Genomic DNA, 18,729 nt, shown 5'->3' with positions numbered 1-18,729 from the left:
GCGACCATGCGCCGGAACCATCTCACCACTGTCATAGCCAGAACGCTCGCCGCCGCCACGGTCCTGACCGTGACGGCCGCGTGCGGCGCCCAGTCGGACAAGGCGTCGGGGGCCGCCGACCAGAAGCCCGCGGCGGCCGCGCCTTCCTCGGCGCCGTCGGCGGACACCGCCAACGACAACCAGGCCAACGGCGCCGGGCAGGCCGACGCCGCCGTCGCCCCGTCCGCCTCCGCCGGCACGGCCGCCAGGCCGCAGCCGAAGGTGCTGATGGCCGCCGGCGCCAAGGGCGCCCAGGTCACCGAGCTCCAGGCCCGCCTCGCCCAGGTCGGCTGGTTCGACGACACGCCGACGGGTACGTACGGCAGCGTCACCACCGCCGCCGTCAAGGGCTTCCAGGGCAAGCGCGGACTGCCCGCGACCGGCTCGGCCGACGCCACCACCTGGCAGAAGCTGGCCGACATGACGACCAGGCCGACCCGCGACGAGCTCGCCGGGAAGGCCGTCAACAAGCCCAAGACCAAGCTGGACAAGCGCTGTATGACCGGGCGCGTACTGTGCATCAGCAAGACCACCCGCACGCTCAACTGGGTGGTCAACGGCAAGGTGCAGTCCTCGATGGACGTGCGGTTCGGCTCGCAGTACACGCCGACCCGCGAGGGCACCTTCAAGGTCTTCCTGAAGAGCAAGAACCACGTCTCGTCGATCTACCACACGCCCATGCCGTACGCGATGTTCTTCAGCGGCGGCCAGGCCGTGCACTACTCGTCGGACTTCGCCAAGCGCGGTTACGCGGGTGCCTCGCACGGCTGTGTGAACGTGCGCGACAAGGCCAAGCTCGCCAAGCTCTTCGACCAGGTGAAGGTGAACGACAAGGTCGTCATCTACTGGTGACCCGGTCGTCCGGGTGATCCGGTGGCCGGGCCGGGTGGCGGCTCGGCCGAAGAGGGAGGGCGCGGGCGGGACCGGGGGAACGTGTCCCGCCCGCGCCGTTCGCGCCGAGCCTTGGGTACGGGGGGAACCCCGGCTCTGTGCGCCGCCGATGACCAGTCGGCTCACTTCTTACTGCGTCGGCGGGCCGAAAAGTGTCACACCAGTCGGTCGAGCCCGTGTGCGAGCGCCCGGTGGGCGCCCGGCACGGCCGCGCCGAGCAGCGCCGTCGGGTGCTGCTTCGGGAGCGCGCGGGAGGCCGGCGGGGCGACCGGCACGGCGGGCGGCAGGGTCGGACCGCTCCGGTCGGCGTCGCCCGCGCCGGGAACGCCCGGCAGCCCGGGGAGCGCAGGTGAGCCGCCCGTGGGCGGTGTCGACCAGCTCACCGTGGGCAGCTTCAGGACCGAGCCGTCACGGCTGCCGCGCCCTCCGGAGGTACCGCCGTGGCCGCCATGGCCATCCCCCTTGTCGTCGCCGGAGCCGCCCTCGCCGCCCGAGTCGCCCTTGCCTCCGGAGCCGCCCTTGCCTCCGCGCTCCGCCTCCTCGATCACGCTGTCGCAGAACTGCTTCACCCGCGCGGCGCCCAGAGCGGCGATTTCCAGCCGATGCCGGCGCGTCTGGTCGAGGCGACCGGAGCGGAAGTCCCGGCAGTACTCGACCTTCTTGGTGGCCCAGTCGCCCTGCTTGCCCTCGCTCGTCGCCGTGGTGTCGGGCGTCGCCTTCGGCGGCTCGGCCGAGCCCGACGAGGTGGCGCCCGGCGTGGCCGCCCGGCCCGACGGGCTGCGGTCCGGCGTGGGCGACCGCGGGGTGACGGGGGCGCCGGTGCGTGCCGACGGCGAGTCCGAGGAGATCGGCCCTGGGGTGGCGGCCGACACGGACGCCACCGGCTCGTCTGCGGCGCCGAGGCCCGGCAGCACTCCGGTCCCGGCGGCCATGGCGACGCCGCCCAGGGCGCATCCGGCCAGCGCGGCGGCCAGACCGAAGCGGACCGGCCGCAGCCGTCGGGGCGCACGGGTGCCACGGCGCTCGCGGCCGACCCGTACGACCGTGTCGGCCAGGGCGCCCGAGGGGGCACCGGCCTCGGCGCGGGCCCGGCGGAACGCGGCCAGCGCGGCCGCCTCGCCCGGCAGTTCACGGGCGGCCGGGGCTTCCATGGCCTGCCGTACGTCCGGACCCGCCAGCGCGCGCAGCACGGCGGAGAGCCGTTCGGCCTGCTCGCGGGCGCGGTCGTCGGCGGGAACGACGTTCTCGCCGCGCAGCAACCGCTCCGCGACATCCTCGTCCAGCCATTCGTGGCGCTCGTCGGCCATCACATGTCCTTCTGCGTCGGCGCGCCCGATTGCGTCACACCGCACGACCGGTTCCGTTGCGGCGGCACACCGCCGAGATCCGCCGGGGCGTTCTCCGTCCCCAGCAGTTCGGCCAGCCGCTTGAGGCCGCGGTGCGCGGCCGTCCGCACCGCGCCGGGCCGCTTGCCGAGGGTCTGGGCCGCGGTCTTGGCGTCGAGTCCGACCACCACCCGCAGCACCACGGCCTCGGCCTGGTCCTGCGGGAGTTGCGCGATGAGCGCCATCGTACGTCCGGTGGCGAGGGACTCCATCGCCTCGCCCGCGGTGTCCGAGTCGGCGGCGCGACCGGTCAGCTCGGTCTCGTCACCGCCGACGGCGGGGCGCCGGCCGCGCATCCTGATGTGGTCGAGGGCCCGGTTGCGGGCGATGGTGGCGGCCCAGCCGCGGAACCGGTCCGCGTCGCCGCTGAACCGCTCGATGTCGCGGGCTATCTGGAGCCACGCCTCGGACGTCACGTCCTCCGCGTCGGCCTCGCCGACGAGCGTGCGGGTGTAGCCGAGCAGGCGTGGGTGCACCGCGCGGTACACAACACGGAACGCGTTCTCGTCGCCGTCCTGTGCCGCGAGTATCGCGGTGGTCAGCTCCGCGTCTTCCCCCTGCACTCCCTGCACCCTGCCCTGGTGTCGCAGCCGGTCATCGCTGCCGCGCCGACCGGCGCGAAGGAGCACGCTACGGCCTTGGCGGCGGTTAAGTCCATTACTTGTACAACCCGCAACAATTCGCTGACACAGCGCGGTGTGACAGAAAACGCAGCCTTGGCGCTGAGAGGAGTACGGGGTCGCCACACGGCCCCGACGGAAGACGGCCGGGGCCTCTCCTGTGGGGGGTGGCGGCCCCGGCCGTCCTTCCGCGCACATGCCGCCCGCAGCAGCCCCGCGGGTACCCGGCCGCCGTCAGGGCCGGTCCCGCTCCGGCCCCAGCCCCTGCGCGAGGCGCCGCAGCCCCCGGTGCGCCGAGGTGCGCACCGACCCGGGGCGCTTGCCGAGGACCCGCCCGGCCGCCACCCCGTCGAGCCCGGCCACCACCCGCAGCAGCACCGCCTCCGCCTGCTCGCGCGGCAGCGTGGCGATCAGCTGGAGCGCCCAGCGGGTCGACAGGAACTCCAGGGCCGCCTCGGCCGTGTCCTGGCCGCCCGGCAGCTCAAGCGCCTCCTGGTCGAGCCCGACGGTGCGCGGTCTTCGCCGCTGGCGGCGCAGCAGGTCCAGGGCGCGGTGGCGTGCGATGGTCGCTGCCCAGCCGCGGAAGCCCGCCCCGTCGCCCCGGAACCGCCCCAGGTCACGGGCGATCTCCAGCCACGCATCGGACGCCACGTCCTCGGCCTCCGGCCCCACCAGCGCCCGCATCTGGGCGAGCAGCCCCGGATGAACCAGCCGGTAGACGACGGCGAAGGCCCGCTCGTCCCCCTCCTGGGCACGTGCGACGGCCGCCCCGAGCTCCGCGTCGTCGGTCCGTATCCGGCCACGACCCTGGTCCCGACCCCCCATGGTCTGTTCTGCGCGCGGGCGGCCGGAAGTGTCACAGCGGGGCCCGGGCGGGGCTCACCCCAGCTTGTCGGCGAGCTCCTTGAACTCCTCCCAGTCCAGCGCCGGGGTGCGCGGGTCCCACAGCTTCTGGGCGAGGGCGCGCAGCGGCATCCGGATGCCCCGGGCCACCTGGTCCTGGGTCTGCGCGCCGGCGTAGTCGCACCAGACGGCGAACCGGGCGCCGAGCACCTGGTCGGAGTAGCGGGCGGCGACGGGCTTGGTGCCGCGCAGCACCAGCGGCGTCCACTCCTGGTAGATGCGCCGGCCGGTGGGGTACTTGAAGGCGTTGGGCTCGCCCAGGACGTAGTACAGGTACTCGTCGTTGAGGTTGACCGTTCTGCGGCCCTCGCCCAGGTACTCCTCGGGCGGGCGGGCGCCGAGCTCCTTGCCGGTCCAGTACTCGACCTCGCGGGCCGGGTCGGGGGCGACGGAGGTGCCCTTGAAGTAGCCGTCGTTCCAGGCCTTGAACTTCTTGCCGTACGGGCGCAGCACCGCCGCCCGGTCGTTGAGCCAGCCGGTCGCCAGATCCGCTATGCCCGCCTTGGGGCCGTACTTGGCGCGTGCGGCGGCGGCCAGGCCCGGATAGGCGGCCGCCGGGTCCTTGGCGGTCAGGGCGAGGTACTCGTCGCCGCCGAGGTGCCAGTAGGCGCCGGGGAACAGATCCGCGTACTCGCGCAGCAGGTCGTCGACGATCCGCGCCGCGTCCGGGTTCGCTATGTCGACCGCGCCCGGGACGGTGCGCCCGCTCGCGCCGCGCAGCCCGAGCGCGGGGTGGGCCTTGATCACCGCGCCCAGGTGTCCCGGCGAGTCGATCTCGGGGACCACCTCGATGTGCAGCCGCCGGGCGAGCGCCACGATCCGCTCGACCTCGCGCTTGCTGAGGTGGTCGCGCGAGACGACCTCGGGGTGCGAGGAGGACTCGATCCGGAAGCCCTGGTCGTCGGAGAAGTGCAGCCCGAGCTGGTTCAGCTTGAGGTCGGCCATCTCGCGCAGCCGGCCCTCGATCCAGCCGGCCGTGAACGGCTTGCGCGCGATGTCCAGGTTGAGCCCGCGCTGGGGGCGGTCGGGCCAGTCCTCGACGACGCCCTCGGGCATCACCCCGCCGTCGCGCAGCGCCTGCTTGAGGGTGCGGGTGCCGTAGAAGACCCCGGCCTCGTCGGGGCCGGTGATCCGCACGGTCCGCTCGCGGGCGGCCAGCGTGTACGACTCGGGGGTGGCCTTGGCCTTCGGGTCCAGCGCCAGCTCGATGTCGCCGGGCCGGGGCGCCGCGCCCTGCACATACTCCTTGTCGAGCTCCCCCGCGAGCAGCTGCGCCTCGTCCGCGAGCGCCTCACTCCCACTGGGAACGACGACGCGGGTGCCGGCGACGGGCCGGAAGCCGGGGCCGCGGGCGGGCTCGTGCTGCCGTACGGAGGGGATCGTGCGGGGCGGCGAGGAGATCGGGTAGATCTGGGCGGGCGAGGAGGAGGCGCCGGGCTTGGGGTCGACCCGGCCGCCGTGGCCGCCGTGGGTGTCGTCCTCGGGCCAGACCACCACGGTGAGCGCGAGGGCGGCCGCCGCCGCGACGGCGACGCGTGCCACCAGGGCGCCCCGGCTCATCCGGGGCGTCCGGTCACCGCGGGCGCCGTCGGCGCCGCCGGCACTCCTGGACTGCGACATCACTCTGAATCCTCCCATACGGGAACAACCTCGGCGAAGGAGAGGCGGGGAGCCCGGGAGGCGTCCACCATGCGCATCCCACCCCTCACGTCCGGGTGAAATTCGCGCAACCGTCGGGCACCCTCCACCGCGCATCGATAGCGTGGCGGCACTCCCACCTCTTCTTCACCTCCCGCCTCTCCAGCTGTCTCCCGCCGGCGCGCGCACGAAGCCGTCGCCGGCCGCCGTTCGTCGTTCGTTCGAGGAGCCCACGCTGTCCAGCGATTCCCACGCCGGCCCCCGGAAGCGACCGCCGCCACTTCATCACACTCCCCGTACCAGGGGCCGCCCGGCCATACCGGGCCAGACCTACACCAACCCGGTCATCCCGGGCCCGTACGAACCGGTCCGCGAGCAGGACTTCGCACCCGACTTCGCACCCGACTTCGAGGCGGACTCCGGGCCGGACCACGAGCCCGGCCCCGGCCCGGCCGAGGACGGTCTGACGCGGTTCAACCGCGCCCCCGGGCCCGCCGCCGAAGCCGTGCTGCTCGCCTGCTGCGCCAGCCGCCGCTGGGCCCTGCGGATGGCCGCCCACCGCCCCTACCCGGATCTGGACGCCCTGCTCGCCGCGGCCGACGAGGCGAGCTACGACCTCTCCCCCGACGACCTCACCGAGGCACTGGCCGAGGAGCGCTCCCCGGGCCTCGACGCCACGGCCCCGCAGTCGGCCCACACCGCGCTGCGGGCCGCGCACGCCGCGTACGAGAGCCGGTTCGGGCACGCCTTCGTGATCTGTCTGGCCGGGCGGCGACCCACCGAACACCTGAACGAGATGCTCGGGGGCATCCGGGTGCGGATGACCAACGAGCAGGACGAGGAGCGGGCCATCGCCGCCGACGAGCTGCGCCGACTCGCCCGTGCCCGGCTCACCCATCTCATGACCAACCATCCAGAACCGGACACAGCGGGCGCGCCCCGCTGAACCCGCGCCCACCACCGGCCCCGTGACGGCCCGTCCGGCCCTGTCCCTAGCCCGTCCGTGGCAGATTGATTGCCTGTTTGATCACACCTGAGGACCCCGCGCGAACGAACCGACATCTCGTCGCTACGATGACCGGGGCCGGTGGACCGTACCCGGCCGGGTCAGACCGACAGTCAAGCCGGCCGGCCCTAGTCCCCGCTCCCGGAGGGTTTTTCCGTGCCGGCTGGAACGCTGTACCGCGGCCGGGAAGGCATGTGGTCGTGGGTGGCTCATCGAGTCACCGGTGTCCTCATCTTCTTCTTCCTGTTCGTCCATGTCCTCGACACCGCCCTCGTGCGTGTCTCCCCCGAGGACTACGACAAGGTCGTCGCTACCTACAAGACGCCCATCGTGGCTCTTTTGGAGTACGGCCTCGTCGCCGCCATCCTCTTCCACGCGCTCAACGGTCTCCGCATCATCGCGGTCGACTTCTGGGCCAAGGGCCCCCGCTACCAGAAGCAGATGCTGTGGTCCGTCGTGATCATCTGGCTCATCCTGATGATCGGCGCGATTCTGCCCGTGCTCGGCCACGCCGCACGTGAACTGTTCGGGAGCTGAGGTCTGACATGTCTGCCGAAACCACTTCCGCGATCGGCGAGGTCGAGGGCGCGAGCCTGTACGACGCCGACAACCCGGCGCCGCTCATCGAGGCCCCGCGCAAGCGGACCAAGAAGACGCCGAAGTCGACCCGCACCAACTTCGAGCTGTACGGCTGGCTGTTCATGCGGCTGTCCGGCGTCGTCCTGGTCGTCCTGGTCGTCACCCACCTGTGCATCCAGCTGGTGCTCGACGGCGGCGTCTCCAAGATCGGCTTCGCCTTCGTGGCGGGTCGCTGGGCCAACCCGTTCTGGCAGGTCTGGGACCTGGCCATGCTGTGGCTCGCGATGCTGCACGGCGCCAACGGCCTGCGCACGGTCATCAACGACTACGCGCAGCGGGACAACACCCGCTTCTGGCTGAAGATGCTGCTCTACACCGCCACGGTGTTCACCGTCCTGCTGGGCACGCTGGTGATCTTCACCTTCGACCCGAACATCCGCTAGGCCACGGGCTGAGGGACTGAGGAATTCTCTGATGAAGATCCACAAGTACGACACCGTCATCGTCGGCGCCGGTGGCGCGGGCATGCGCGCGGCCATCGAGTCCACCAAGCGCAGCCGCACCGCGGTGCTGACGAAGCTCTACCCCACCCGCTCCCACACGGGCGCGGCGCAGGGCGGCATGGCCGCCGCGCTCGCCAACGTGGAGGAGGACAACTGGGAGTGGCACACCTTCGACACGGTCAAGGGCGGTGACTACCTGGTCGACCAGGACGCCGCCGAGATCCTGGCGAAGGAGGCCATCGACGCGGTCCTCGACCTGGAGAAGATGGGCCTGCCGTTCAACCGCACCCCGGACGGCACCATCGACCAGCGCCGCTTCGGCGGCCACTCGCGCAACCACGGCGAGGCGCCGGTCCGCCGGTCCTGCTACGCCGCGGACCGCACCGGCCACATGATCCTCCAGACGCTGTACCAGAACTGCGTCAAGGAGGGCGTGGAGTTCTTCAACGAGTTCTACGTGCTCGACCAGCTCATCACCGAGGTCGACGGCGTCAAGACGTCCGCCGGTGTGGTGGCCTACGAGCTCGCGACCGGCGAGATCCACGTCTTCCAGGCGAAGTCCGTGATCTACGCGTCCGGCGGCACCGGCAAGTTCTTCAAGGTGACCTCCAACGCGCACACCCTGACCGGTGACGGCCAGGCCGCCTGCTACCGCCGAGGCCTGCCGCTGGAGGACATGGAGTTCTTCCAGTTCCACCCGACGGGCATCTGGCGCATGGGCATCCTGCTGACGGAGGGCGCCCGCGGTGAGGGCGGCATCCTCCGCAACAAGGACGGCGAGCGCTTCATGGAGAAGTACGCGCCGGTCATGAAGGACCTCGCGTCCCGTGACGTCGTCTCGCGCTCCATCTACACCGAGATCCGTGAGGGCCGCGGCTGCGGTCCCGAGGGCGACCACGTCTACCTCGACCTCACGCACCTCCCGCCGGAGCAGCTGGACGCCAAGCTCCCGGACATCACCGAGTTCGCCCGTACGTACCTCGGCATCGAGCCGTACACGGACCCGATCCCGATCCAGCCCACCGCGCACTACGCCATGGGCGGCATCCCGACCAACGTCGAGGGTGAGGTCCTGTCGGACAACACCACCGTCGTCCCGGGTCTGTACGCGGCCGGCGAGGTGGCCTGTGTGTCGGTGCACGGCGCCAACCGCCTGGGCACCAACTCGCTCCTGGACATCAACGTGTTCGGCAAGCGCGCGGGCATCGCGGCGGCGGAGTACTCGGCGAAGTCCGACTACGCGGAGCTGCCGGAGAACCCGGCCGAGCTGGTGCAGAACCAGGTCAAGAACCTGCTGGCGTCGACCGGCACCGAGCGGGTCGCGGTGATCCGCAAGGAGCTCCAGGAGACCATGGACGCCAACGTCATGGTCTTCCGCACCGAGCAGACGATCAAGACGGCCGTGGAGAAGATCGCGGAGCTCCGCGAGCGCTACAAGAACGTCTCGGTCCAGGACAAGGGCAAGCGGTTCAACACCGACCTCCTGGAGGCCATCGAGCTGGGCAACCTGCTCGACCTGGCCGAGGTCATGGCCGTGTCCGCCCTGGCGCGCAAGGAGTCCCGCGGCGGTCACTACCGCGAGGACTACCCCAACCGCGACGACGTCAACTTCATGCGCCACACCATGGCGTACCGCGAGGTCGCGGACGGCGGCAAGGACTCGATCCGACTCGACTACAAGCCCGTCGTCCAGACCCGCTACCAGCCGATGGAGCGTAAGTACTGATGGCCACCCCGACCCTGGACAAGCTTGAGGCCGACTCCACGTCCTCCCACCTCATCACGGTCACCTTCCGGATCCGCCGGTTCAACCCGGAGATCTCGGACGAGGCGATGTGGGAAGACTTCCAGCTGGAGATCGACCCCAAGGAGCGCGTGCTCGACGGTCTCCACAAGATCAAGTGGGAACTGGACGGCTCGCTCACCTTCCGCCGCTCCTGCGCCCACGGCATCTGCGGCTCGGACGCGATGCGGATCAACGGCAAGAACCGGCTCGCGTGCAAGACGCTGATCAAGGACATCAACCCTGAGAAGCCGATCACGGTCGAGGCCATCAAGGGCCTGACGGTCCTGAAGGACCTGGTCGTGGACATGGACCCGTTCTTCCAGGCGTACCGCGACGTGATGCCCTTCCTCATCACCAAGGGCAACGAGCCGACGCGCGAGCGTCTGCAGTCGGCCGAGGACCGCGAGCGCTTCGACGACACCACGAAGTGCATCCTGTGCGCCGCGTGCACGTCCTCGTGCCCGGTGTTCTGGAACGACGGCCAGTACTTCGGCCCGGCGGCGATCGTCAACGCGCACCGCTTCATCTTCGACTCGCGTGACGAGGCCGCGGAGCAGCGCCTGGAGATCCTGAACGACAAGGACGGTGTGTGGCGCTGCCGCACCACGTTCAACTGCACGGACGCCTGCCCGCGTGGCATCGAGGTCACCAAGGCGATCCAGGAAGTCAAGCGCGCACTGATCACGCGCCGCTTCTGATTCCCGAGCAGTACGCCGTACGAGGCCCCGCTTCCCGTTCCGGGAGGCGGGGCCTTCGCGTACCGCGTCCAGCGCTCAGCCGCGCGCCTCCGCGACGACCATGATGCGCCGCAGCATGTCGTTCAACTGGACGCGCTCGTCCGCCGACAGCGCGCCCAGCACCCGGGACTCCTCGTCCCCCAGCATGTCCATCGCCCCCATCCACGTGGCCCGGCCCGACTCCGTGAGCTCGACGTGGACCCGTCGCCGGTCGGTCGTGGACGGCGTCCGGCGTACGAACCCGCGCCGCTCCAACGCGTCCAGCCGCCCCGTGACGGACGCGGGCGCGAGGTCGAGGTCGGTCGCCAGCTGCGACGGCGTCGCCGTCCCCCCGCGCCCCGCCAGCTTGTGCAGCGTGTCGAACTCCGGCCGGTCGAGCGCGAAGTCGACCAGGGACCGCTCCCGTACCCGCCTGAGGTGGCCGGAGAGCATCTTCATCCGGGTCACCGCACCCTCGACGACCGGGTCGAGCCCCGGCATGACGGGCAGCCACCGCTCCACATGCCCGTCGGTCCAGTCCCGCTTCCCCTCGGCCCCGTCTGCGCGCTCCATGCCCTGATCGTACGTATGCGGGAACCCCACCAGCTCCTTCGGCGCCGAATATTTCGTTGACGAATTATTCGGTGCCGAAATACATTCTCCGTATGCCACCACTGCCCCACCCCCTGCGCACGCGCGCGTTCCGGCTGTTCTTCATCGGCCGCTCCCTGTCCCTGCTCGGCGACGCCGTGATCCCGGCCGCGCTCGCCCTCGCCGTCTACATGGCGACCGGCTCCGCCTCCGACCTCGCGATCGTGCTCGGCTGCTCGATGGTCCCCAAGCTGCTGCTCCTGCCGGTCGGCGGCGTCGCGGGCGACCGGTTCAACGCCCGTACGGTCGCGCTCGCCACCGATCTCGTCCGCTGCGCCGCCCAGCTCTTCGTCGGCGTCGAACTGCTCGGCGGCGACCCGCGGCTGTGGCAGATCGCGCTCGCCGAGGCGATCGGCGGCGCCGCCTCCGCGTTCGCGATGCCCGCGATGGCGCCGCTGCTCACCGGAACGGTCGAGGAGGAGAACCGGCGGCGCGCCAACGCCCTGATGGGCGTGGTCGGCAGCGCCACCCGGCTGGGCGGCCCGGCGCTCGCGGGCGTCCTCATCCTCACGGCGGGCCCGGGCTGGGCCTTCGTCCTGGACTCCGCGTCCTTCGCGGTCAGCGCGGCGCTGCTGAGCGCGCTCCGGGTGCGGCACGTGCCGCCGGTCCGGCGCTCGCTCCGCGCCGACCTCAAGGAGGGCTGGAGCGAGGTGCGCTCGCGCGACTGGTACTGGACCAGCCTGTTCGCCCACTCCGCCTGGAACGGCGCCGCCGCCGTCCTGATGACGCTCGGACCGGCCATCGCCTTCGAGCAGTTCGACGGCAAGACGTTCTGGGTGGCGTTCCTCCAGACGGGCGCGGTGGGCCTGCTGCTCGGCTCGCTGGCCGCCGGGCGCGCCCGGCCGAGGCGGCCGATCCTCACGGCCAATCTGGGGCTCGCCACCTACGCCCTGCCGCTCACCCTGCTCGCGGTCTCCGCCCCGGCGCCGCTCACCATCGCCGCGTACGGCATCGCCCAGGCGGGCCTCGGCTTCCTCTCGCCGATCTGGGAGACCTCGGTGCAGTCGGCCATCCCCGCGCACATCCTGGCCCGCGTCACCTCGTACGACTGGCTGCTCTCGCTGGCGGCGATGCCCGTCGGGTACGCGCTCGCCCCGCTCGCCGCCGACGCCTGGGGCCCCGAAGTGCCGCTGCTGGCCGCGGCCCTGGTGGTGGGCGGGACCTGTCTGGCGACGGCGGCGGTGCCGGGGGTGCGCCGGTTCGGCCGCCCCGTCGCTGACGCCCCCGCGCTCTCCCGCACGCCCGAGTCCCCGCCCGAACCCGAGCTTGAACATGTTCAAAAAGAGGTCTAGTCTCCAGACATCAGCTTCTTGAACGTGTTCAAGAAGGCTTCGAGAAGGAGTCGGGACATGGATCTCACCGTCGTCGCCTACGTCATCTACCTGCTGGTCAGCGTCGCGCTGACGGTCTGGGTCGCGCGTACCCTGAGCCGCAACGGCCGGGTCTTCCTGGCGGATGTCATGCACGGCGACGAAAAGCTCGCCGACGCGGTCAACCACCTCCTGGTGGTCGGCTTCTACCTGGTGAACCTGGGCTTCGTCGCCCTCTACCTCCGGGACGGCGGCGACATCGACAACGCCCGACAGATCTTCGAGGCGCTGTCGAAGAAGCTCGGCGTGGTGCTGCTGGTGCTCGGCGTGATGCACCTGGGCAATGTGTACGCGCTCAACAAGTTCCGCCGCCGGGGCCTGATGGAGCGTGAGCAGAACCCGCCGGTGCCGCCGCAGGGCTTCACCGGGGGCCAGGGTCCGTGGGCCGCGCCGGCCGCCGGGGCCTGAGCCCGATGCCCACCGCCACCACCGCCGACCGGGACGCCCAGCGCGCCCCGGTCCGCCGGCTCACCGTGCTCTACGACGCCGACTGCCCGCTCTGCACCTTCCTGCGCAACTGGCTGATGAAGCAGCGCCAGCTGGTCCCGCTCGATCTGGTGCCCACCGGGTCCACCGAGGCCCGCCGCCGCTTCCCCCGCCTCGACCACGCGGCGAGCTTCGAGGAGATCACCGTCGTCGCCGACGCCGGTCAGGTCTACCGGGGCCCGGCCGCCTGGATCGTCTGCCTCTGGGCGCTGCGCCAGTACCGGCCGATGGCCCACCGTCTGGCCACCCCGGCCGGGGCGGTGTTCGCGCGGGGCGCGGTGATCGCCGCCGCCCGCTACCGCGGCGGCACCAGCGCCCGGCTGGCGGCGGCCGGCAACCGCCCCTACCGCCGCGAGGACGGCTGGACGTCCGACGCGCGCGGGGTGTGGACGTACACCGGACCGGCAGCCTGCGGCAGCGGCTGCTCCGCGGCCGATTAGGCTCGTCCCGTGCCAGCAGAGAACGCGCGCGTGCCCGCAGAGTCCGAGCTCCCCGAGAGCGAGTCCGCGCTTGCCAGGGGCGAGCAGAGTCCCGCCAAGGGCGAGCAGACCCGCACCCTGATCCTGGAGACCGCCATGCGGCTGTTCCAGGAGCTCGGTTACGACAAGACGACGATGCGGGCCATCGCCAAGGAGGCCGGGGTCTCGGTCGGCAACGCGTACTACTACTTCGCCGGCAAAGAGCATCTGATCCAGGGGTTCTACGACCGGATCGCCGCCGAACACCAGGCGGCGGTCCGCGACGTACTGGCCACCGAGACCGACCTTGAGGCGCGGCTCGCCGGAGTGCTCAAGGCCTGGCTGGACATCGCGGCCCCGTACCACGAGTTCGCGGCGCAGTTCTTCAAGAACGCGGCGGACCCGGACAGCCCGCTCAGCCCGTTCTCGGCGGAGTCCGAGCACGCCCGCGAGACGGCGATCGACGTGCACCGCGAGGTGCTGGCGGGGACGAAGACCAAGGTCCCGGCCGAACTCGTGGACGTCCTGCCCGAGTTGATGTGGCTCTCCCAGATGGGCCTGGTCCTGTACTGGGTGTTCGACCGCTCCGAGGGCCGTGAGCGCAGCTACCGGCTCGCCGCGCGCGGCGCCAAGCTCACCACGCGCGGTGTGGCGCTCGCCCGCTTCCGGGTGCTGCGCCCGCTGGTCCACGAGGTCCACGAGCTGTTCACGGACTTCCTGCCGGGCATGGCCCAGGCGGCGACGGCCCGCAAGAAGTCCTGAGCCGCGAGAGACCCTGAGCCGCACCCCGACAAGGGCGCGGCCCGGGGCCCGTCGGCTCAGATCCAGTTCAGCTCCCACAGCCGCCACACACCCGTGCCGTCCGACACGTACTGGAGCCCGCTGACGCTGCGGCTGCTCACCACGTAGTCCTTGCCCTGCCACAGCGGGATCAGCGGCACGTCCTCGGCGACCTTGTCCTGGAGCGCCTTGAAGTCGTCGGCGGTGCGGCCCCGGTCGCTGTACTGCTGGGTGCGCTGGATGATGCCGTCGACGTCCTTGTCCGAGTACCCGGTGTGCAGGCTGTTCCCGGTGCCGACGAGCGGCTGGCTGAAGTTGTCCGGGTCCGGGAAGTCCGCGACCCAGCCCGCGGTGTACGCGTCGTAGACACCGGCCGCGTAGTTCTTCTGCATCTTGGTCCAGTCGGCCTCGGCGAGCAGGTCGACGGCGAACAGACCGCCCTTCTCCAGCTGCGCCTTGAGCAGCTCCGCCTCCGCGCCGTTGGCGCCGAGCTTGCGGTAGGCGAGCGTGAACTTCACCGGGGTGCGCACGTCCGCCGACTTCAGGAGCCCCTTCGCCTTCGACACGTCCACCTTGGGGTAGGCGTCGAAGAAGGCGGTGCTGTGGCCGGTGAAGCCCTGCGGGATCAGCGAGAACAGCGGCTCGACCGTGCCGTCGTAGACGGCGCTCGCCAGCGCGGGCCGGTCGATCAGCGCGGCCAGCGCCTGGCGGACCTTGGTCTTGGCCAGCGGGTGGCCGGAGCGGACGTTGATGTTCAGGTTGCGGGTCTCGGCGCCGGGCGTCTCGCTGATGCGGATGTCCGGGTCGCCGGGCGACAGCTTGGCGAGCACCTTCGGCGGCATCTGGCGGTGCGCGACCTTGACCTGCCCGGCCGTCCACGCCTGGTTGAGCTGGTCGGACTCGGCGAAGTAGCGCACCTCGACGGGCAGGCCCTTCCTGCCGACCGCGCCCCGGTAGTCGGGGTTCGGCTCCAGGACCGCGCTCTGGCCCTGCTTGTACGACTTGAGCAGATACGGGCCGGAGCCGACCACGCTGTTGTCCTTGCGCAGCGACTTCTCCGGGTACGCGGTGCTGTCCACGATCGACCCGGCGCCGGTGGCGAGCTTGGACGGGAAGGTCGCGTCCTTGGTCTTCAGGTTGAAGGTGACGGTGTCGCCGTCGGCCTGGACCGAGCCGAGGGAGGAGAGCAGCGAGGCCGGGCCCACATCGCTCTTGATCTTCATCACGCGGTCGAAGGAGAACTTGACGTCCGCGGCGGTGATCTTGCGCCCGGACGAGAAGGTCAGACCGTCGCGCAGCTCGCACTGATACGTCGTCAGCTTGAGCCCGATGAACTTGCAGCCACGGGCCGCGTCCGGCACCGGCACCGCCGAGCCGGGCTTGAACGTCAGCAGCGACTGGTACACGTTGCTGTAGAGGGCCCAGGAACCGGCGTCATAGGCACCGGCCGGGTCCAGGGACGTGATCGCGTCCGTCGTCCCGACCGTGATCGGGTCCTTCTTCTTCCCGTCGGACGGCAGTAGCTGCCATCCCCCCACACCCACAACCACCAAGACTGCACAAATCGCCAGAATCCGCATACGGATCGACCGCATCGCCGTGCTCTCCTCGGAACGCCCCACCCTTCAGGCGTGCCGAACCCCCTCGCGCACCCCTGTGATGGCGCTCACCCAATCACACGGGTTTCACATTCGGAAGAGGAAATCTTCACTACACAGCTACTCGTTAGCCGCGCGTGACAAGGGGGGAGCACCCACTCGTTAGCGGTCCGTGACCCGGCGTGGGCGGCGGTTCCGGCACGCGGCCGCCGTACGGAATCGCCTGCGGGGGCGCCGCAGGTAGCCAGTGGCTACCGCTCGGCCCGGCGCGACGCCCGCACCCCACGGAACCCGAGCACGCCAATCGCCGTCCCTAGAACAAACGAGACCACGGCGAGAGTCAGATGCACCCAGAAATAGCCCGTCGGACGGCCATCATCGAAAGCCAGGCCGCTGGCGTCCTTCCACAGGTTCTTGACGAAGGTCGTCCAGACCACCCAGGACCACGCGCCGAACGCGAGCAGGAACCACGAGACGCGACGGCTGAGCTTCATGGGGGGCTTCCTTCGGGCGGGGAGGGGCTTTCCCCCCAGTATCGCGATCGCCGTCGCCCGGCCGACGACCGGGCGGAGATCATGGGTCCTCGCCAGGGGACAGGGCTGCCGGGCCTCAGGGAATCGGTATCTCCGGGGCGAAGCGGGCGCAGCCGGGCGGGTGGCGGCTCCCGGCGGGTCCCCCCTCCGGTGTTCGGTTCGCCACCTTCGACCTGTACGTTCTCGTCCGTGTCTGCTGTGAAGAAGCCCGCGAGAATCGCACTGGCGGTCGCCGTCGCCGCGCTGCTGCCCGCGCTCGCCGCCGCGCCCGCGGCGGCGCTGCCGAACGATGACAAACCGGGTACCCAGGACCAGGATCAGGGCCAGTCCAACAAGCCGGGCAAGACCCGCAAGGACCCCGACCCGCCGCCGGAGGGGATGTCGACGGTGGGCGGCGCGCTGCTGGGCAGGCCCGACACCCAGGTGAAGCTCGGCCCGGGCGCGCCGGTGCTCCCGATGCAGCTGACGGGCCGTTCGTGGATCGTCGCGGACGCGGAGAACGGCCAGGTGCTCGCCTCGCACAACGCGCACTGGCGGCTGCCCCCCGCCTCCACCATGAAGATGCTCTTCGCGGACACCGTGCTGCCCAGGTTCCCCAAGACCGACGTACACACGGTCACCCCCGCCGACCTCGACGGCGTCGGCGAGGGCAGCAGCCTGGTCGGGGTCAAGGAGAACCAGCCCTACACCGTGCACGACCTGTGGCTCGGCGTCTTCCTGCGCTCCGGCAACGACGCCGTGCACGTCCTGTCGGCGATGAACGGCGGTGTGCCCAAGACCGTCCAGGACATGCAGGCCCACGCCGACGACCTCCAGGCGCTCGACACCCATGTCGTCTCGCCGGACGGCTACGACGCACCCGGCCAGGTCTCCAGCGCGTACGACCTCACCCTGTTCGCCCGCTCGGGCCTGCAGAAGAAGGACTTCCGCGAGTACTGCTCCACCGCCTCCGCCAAGTTCCCCGGCGCCGAGGGCAAGAGCGCCGAGGGCAAAGCCCCCGAGCGCGACTACTTCGAGATCCAGAACACCAACCGGCTGCTCACCGGTGACAACGGCATCAGCCCCTACAAGGGCATCGCGGGCGTCAAGAACGGCAACACCACCAACGCGGGCGCGACCTTCACCGGCGTCGCCGAGCGCGACGGCCGGGTGCTGCTGGTCACCGTGATGAACCCGGACTCCTCCGAGAGCCAGGCCGTCTACAAGGAGGCCGCCCGCCTCCTGGACTGGGGCTTCGCGGCGGCCGGCAAGGTCACCCCGGTGGGCGAGCTGGTCCCGCCGAAGTCGGCGGCCCCGACCGGCGCCCCGCAGGGCTCGCAGCCCACGGCGAACGGCGCCGCCAAGGCCGCGGTCACCACCCGGAAGGGGCCGGGCTCCGGCGGCGTCGGCACCGCGCTCGCCATCGCGGGCGGCGCGCTCCTGGTCGTCGGCGCCGGGGTGTTCCTGCTCAACCGGCGCTGGCCTCTTCCTGAGCTGGTGCGCCGGAAGAAGTGATCTCGGGGTCGTCCTCCTTGGCCGGGGTGGCCGTCCAGGCGGCGCAGAACAGCAGCAGCTTCGCGGTGAAGTTGATCCACAGCAGCAGCGCGATGGGCACCCCGAACGCCCCGTACATGCTCTTGCCGGCGACCCCCTGCATATAGCCGCCGAGCAGCACCTTCAGCAGCTCGAACCCCACCGCGCCGATGACCCCGGCGGTCAGCAGATGGCGGCGCGGCGGGGAGACCCCGGGCAGCAGGGTCAGTACGTACATCAGGACCAGGAAGTCGGCGGCGGCCGCCACCGCGATCGCCGCGATCCGCAGGAACACCCGGCCGACGCCGTTCTCGTCGATGCCCAGCTGGTCGGCGGTCCAGCCGACCGCCGTCGAGCCGATCGAGGACGCGGCGAACGAGGCGAGCCCCGCGCCGCCGAGGCCGATCAGCACCCCGCCGTCCTTGAGCTGGCGCAGGAACGGGTTCTCGCCCTCCTCGTCGTCCCGGTCCCACACCACCCGCAGACAGCCGCGCATCTGGCTGATCCAGCCGATGCCGGTGAACAGCAGCAGCGCCCCGGCGACGACGCCGACCGTGCCCGCGTTGCGGGTCAGGTCCTGGAGGTCGAGCTGGTCGGAGATGCCGGGCACCTGCTCGGCGAGGGTGTTCTGGAGCTTCTCCACCCGGCCCGGGGTCAGTACGGCGGCGGCCACGGCCGCGCTCACGGTGAGCAGCGGGAAGAGCGCGAGGAAGCTGATGAAGGTGATCGCGGCGGCCAGCCGGGACCAGCGCACCCGGTCGAGCCGCTCGTACGATCGCCAGGCGTGCGTCCTCATCAGCCGGACCACCCACGGCCCGACGACGGGAAGATTCTTCAGCCAGTCCATGATGTGCGAGTACCCTCCTCACCCCGGAAGACAAGCGTCCGGGTCCCCCAGAAGCGCAGGCAGGTGGCGAGCGCCATGCCGAACACCGCACCCGAGAGCGTGTCGGCGCGCGGCGAGGTGAAGCCGAGGCCGTAGTGCGTGACGGCCAGACAGCACAACTGCACCAGCGCGCCCGCGATGTTCACCGCGAAGAACACGGCGTACTCACGGCCCCCGGCCCGGCTGCCCCGGTAGGTGCCGAAGGCGTTGCCGAGGTACGCGACGGTGCACCCCGCCACGAAGGAGAGGCACTTGGCGGTGACCGGGTCCCATGCCAGGCCCGACCGCAGCCAGACGAAGAGACCGAGGTCGACGGCGTACGCGCAGATCCCGGCCAGGGCGAAGCCGACGAGCTCGGCCCGGCGCACGCCTCCGTGCGCCCCGCGGGC

The 18,729-nt window shown here is 71.3% G+C and carries 20 protein-coding genes; 11 read left to right on the top strand and 9 right to left on the bottom strand.

Annotated features, from left to right (window positions below; all coding sequences use genetic code 11):
• The first annotated feature begins 6 nt into the window (after nt 1–6).
• Nucleotides 7–891: a L,D-transpeptidase family protein gene (locus A8W25_RS20095; RefSeq protein WP_067163347.1), complete on the top strand. Its 885-nt coding sequence runs from the start codon at nt 7–9 to the stop codon at nt 889–891.
• 194 nt (nt 892–1,085) lie between these two features.
• On the opposite strand, the gene A8W25_RS20090 is transcribed toward A8W25_RS20095, so the two are convergent.
• From A8W25_RS20090 to A8W25_RS20075, 4 genes are all read right to left on the bottom strand, one after another.
• Nucleotides 1,086–2,237, bottom strand: coding sequence for a hypothetical protein (locus A8W25_RS20090; protein WP_067163345.1), 1,152 nt, complete (start codon nt 2,235–2,237; stop codon nt 1,086–1,088).
• Nucleotides 2,237–2,878 (bottom strand): RNA polymerase sigma factor, encoded by a 642-nt coding sequence (locus tag A8W25_RS20085; RefSeq protein ID WP_067163344.1) that lies wholly within the window; start codon nt 2,876–2,878, stop codon nt 2,237–2,239. Before A8W25_RS20085 ends, A8W25_RS20090 begins: the two co-directional genes overlap by 1 nt.
• Nucleotides 2,879–3,169: 291 nt before the next feature.
• Nucleotides 3,170–3,760, bottom strand: coding sequence for an RNA polymerase sigma factor (locus A8W25_RS20080; protein ID WP_067163342.1), 591 nt, complete (start codon nt 3,758–3,760; stop codon nt 3,170–3,172).
• Between the two features lie 54 nt (nt 3,761–3,814).
• Nucleotides 3,815–5,398, bottom strand: coding sequence for a family 20 glycosylhydrolase (locus A8W25_RS20075; RefSeq protein WP_067164267.1), 1,584 nt, complete (start codon nt 5,396–5,398; stop codon nt 3,815–3,817).
• Between the two features lie 202 nt (nt 5,399–5,600).
• Between A8W25_RS20075 and A8W25_RS35780 the strand changes: the two genes are divergently transcribed.
• The 5 genes from A8W25_RS35780 (at nt 5,601) to A8W25_RS20050 (ending at nt 10,048) form a co-directional block, all read left to right on the top strand.
• Entirely contained in the window at nt 5,601–6,422 is an 822-nt protein-coding gene (locus tag A8W25_RS35780; protein WP_420708486.1) for a 2-oxo-4-hydroxy-4-carboxy-5-ureidoimidazoline decarboxylase, read from the top strand.
• A 216-nt stretch (nt 6,423–6,638) separates the two neighbouring features.
• Nucleotides 6,639–7,019 (top strand): succinate dehydrogenase, cytochrome b556 subunit, encoded by a 381-nt coding sequence (gene sdhC / locus A8W25_RS20065; protein WP_079126190.1) that lies wholly within the window; start codon nt 6,639–6,641, stop codon nt 7,017–7,019.
• Between the two features lie 8 nt (nt 7,020–7,027).
• Nucleotides 7,028–7,504, top strand: coding sequence for a succinate dehydrogenase hydrophobic membrane anchor subunit (locus tag A8W25_RS20060; protein WP_067163339.1), 477 nt, complete (start codon nt 7,028–7,030; stop codon nt 7,502–7,504).
• 31 nt (nt 7,505–7,535) lie between these two features.
• Nucleotides 7,536–9,290: a succinate dehydrogenase flavoprotein subunit gene (sdhA, locus tag A8W25_RS20055; protein WP_067163337.1), complete on the top strand. Its 1,755-nt coding sequence runs from the start codon at nt 7,536–7,538 to the stop codon at nt 9,288–9,290.
• A complete protein-coding gene (locus tag A8W25_RS20050) occupies nt 9,290–10,048 on the top strand; it encodes a succinate dehydrogenase iron-sulfur subunit (protein ID WP_067163335.1) in 759 nt (252 codons plus the stop codon). The genes sdhA and A8W25_RS20050 overlap by 1 nt, the downstream gene beginning before the upstream one ends.
• A 75-nt stretch (nt 10,049–10,123) precedes the next feature.
• Here A8W25_RS20050 and A8W25_RS20045 read toward each other — a convergent pair whose 3' ends face one another.
• Nucleotides 10,124–10,639 carry a MarR family winged helix-turn-helix transcriptional regulator gene (locus A8W25_RS20045; RefSeq protein WP_067164262.1) on the bottom strand — a complete coding sequence of 172 codons (516 nt, stop codon included), beginning with the start codon at nt 10,637–10,639 and terminating at the stop codon, nt 10,124–10,126.
• 92 nt (nt 10,640–10,731) lie between these two features.
• Between A8W25_RS20045 and A8W25_RS20040 the strand changes: the two genes are divergently transcribed.
• From A8W25_RS20040 to A8W25_RS20025, 4 genes are all read left to right on the top strand, one after another.
• Nucleotides 10,732–12,009, top strand: a complete 1,278-nt coding sequence (locus A8W25_RS20040; protein ID WP_199831784.1) for an MFS transporter — start codon at nt 10,732–10,734, stop codon at nt 12,007–12,009.
• A 57-nt stretch (nt 12,010–12,066) separates the two neighbouring features.
• Complete coding sequence (locus A8W25_RS20035) at nt 12,067–12,495, top strand: hypothetical protein (RefSeq protein WP_067163333.1); 429 nt, start codon at nt 12,067–12,069, stop codon at nt 12,493–12,495.
• Nucleotides 12,496–12,500: 5 nt separating this feature from the next.
• The gene (locus A8W25_RS20030; RefSeq protein WP_067164258.1) at nt 12,501–13,013 is read left to right on the top strand and encodes a thiol-disulfide oxidoreductase DCC family protein; all 513 of its coding nucleotides are present in this window, start codon (nt 12,501–12,503) and stop codon (nt 13,011–13,013) included.
• 117 nt (nt 13,014–13,130) lie between these two features.
• Complete coding sequence (locus tag A8W25_RS20025) at nt 13,131–13,793, top strand: TetR/AcrR family transcriptional regulator (protein ID WP_420708507.1); 663 nt, start codon at nt 13,131–13,133, stop codon at nt 13,791–13,793.
• A 56-nt stretch (nt 13,794–13,849) separates the two neighbouring features.
• Here the strand turns inward: A8W25_RS20025 and A8W25_RS20020 are convergent, their stop codons facing one another.
• Both A8W25_RS20020 and A8W25_RS20015 read right to left on the bottom strand, forming a co-directional pair.
• A complete protein-coding gene (locus tag A8W25_RS20020; RefSeq protein WP_067163330.1) occupies nt 13,850–15,406 on the bottom strand; it encodes an ABC transporter substrate-binding protein in 1,557 nt (518 codons plus the stop codon).
• Between the two features lie 254 nt (nt 15,407–15,660).
• Nucleotides 15,661–15,903, bottom strand: a complete 243-nt coding sequence (locus A8W25_RS20015) for an SCO4848 family membrane protein (protein ID WP_067163328.1) — start codon at nt 15,901–15,903, stop codon at nt 15,661–15,663.
• Nucleotides 15,904–16,131: 228 nt separating this feature from the next.
• Between A8W25_RS20015 and A8W25_RS20010 the strand changes: the two genes are divergently transcribed.
• A complete protein-coding gene (locus tag A8W25_RS20010; protein ID WP_324616247.1) occupies nt 16,132–17,436 on the top strand; it encodes a D-alanyl-D-alanine carboxypeptidase in 1,305 nt (434 codons plus the stop codon).
• Here the strand turns inward: A8W25_RS20010 and A8W25_RS20005 are convergent.
• Nucleotides 17,390–18,301: a YihY/virulence factor BrkB family protein gene (locus A8W25_RS20005; protein WP_067163326.1), complete on the bottom strand. Its 912-nt coding sequence runs from the start codon at nt 18,299–18,301 to the stop codon at nt 17,390–17,392. The two genes, A8W25_RS20010 and A8W25_RS20005, sit on opposite strands and share 47 nt — an antisense overlap.
• Nucleotides 18,289–18,708 (bottom strand): GtrA family protein, encoded by a 420-nt coding sequence (locus tag A8W25_RS20000; protein ID WP_067163325.1) that lies wholly within the window; start codon nt 18,706–18,708, stop codon nt 18,289–18,291. Before A8W25_RS20000 ends, A8W25_RS20005 begins: the two co-directional genes overlap by 13 nt.
• Nucleotides 18,709–18,729 lie beyond the last annotated feature (21 nt).

Origin of the sequence: Streptomyces sp. ERV7 (genome assembly GCF_001653515.1) — a bacterium.
Taxonomy (GTDB): Bacteria; Actinomycetota; Actinomycetes; order Streptomycetales; family Streptomycetaceae; genus Streptomyces.
The sequence above is the reverse complement of the archived record's forward strand: the minus strand, read 5'-3'. Positions and strand labels throughout refer to the sequence as shown.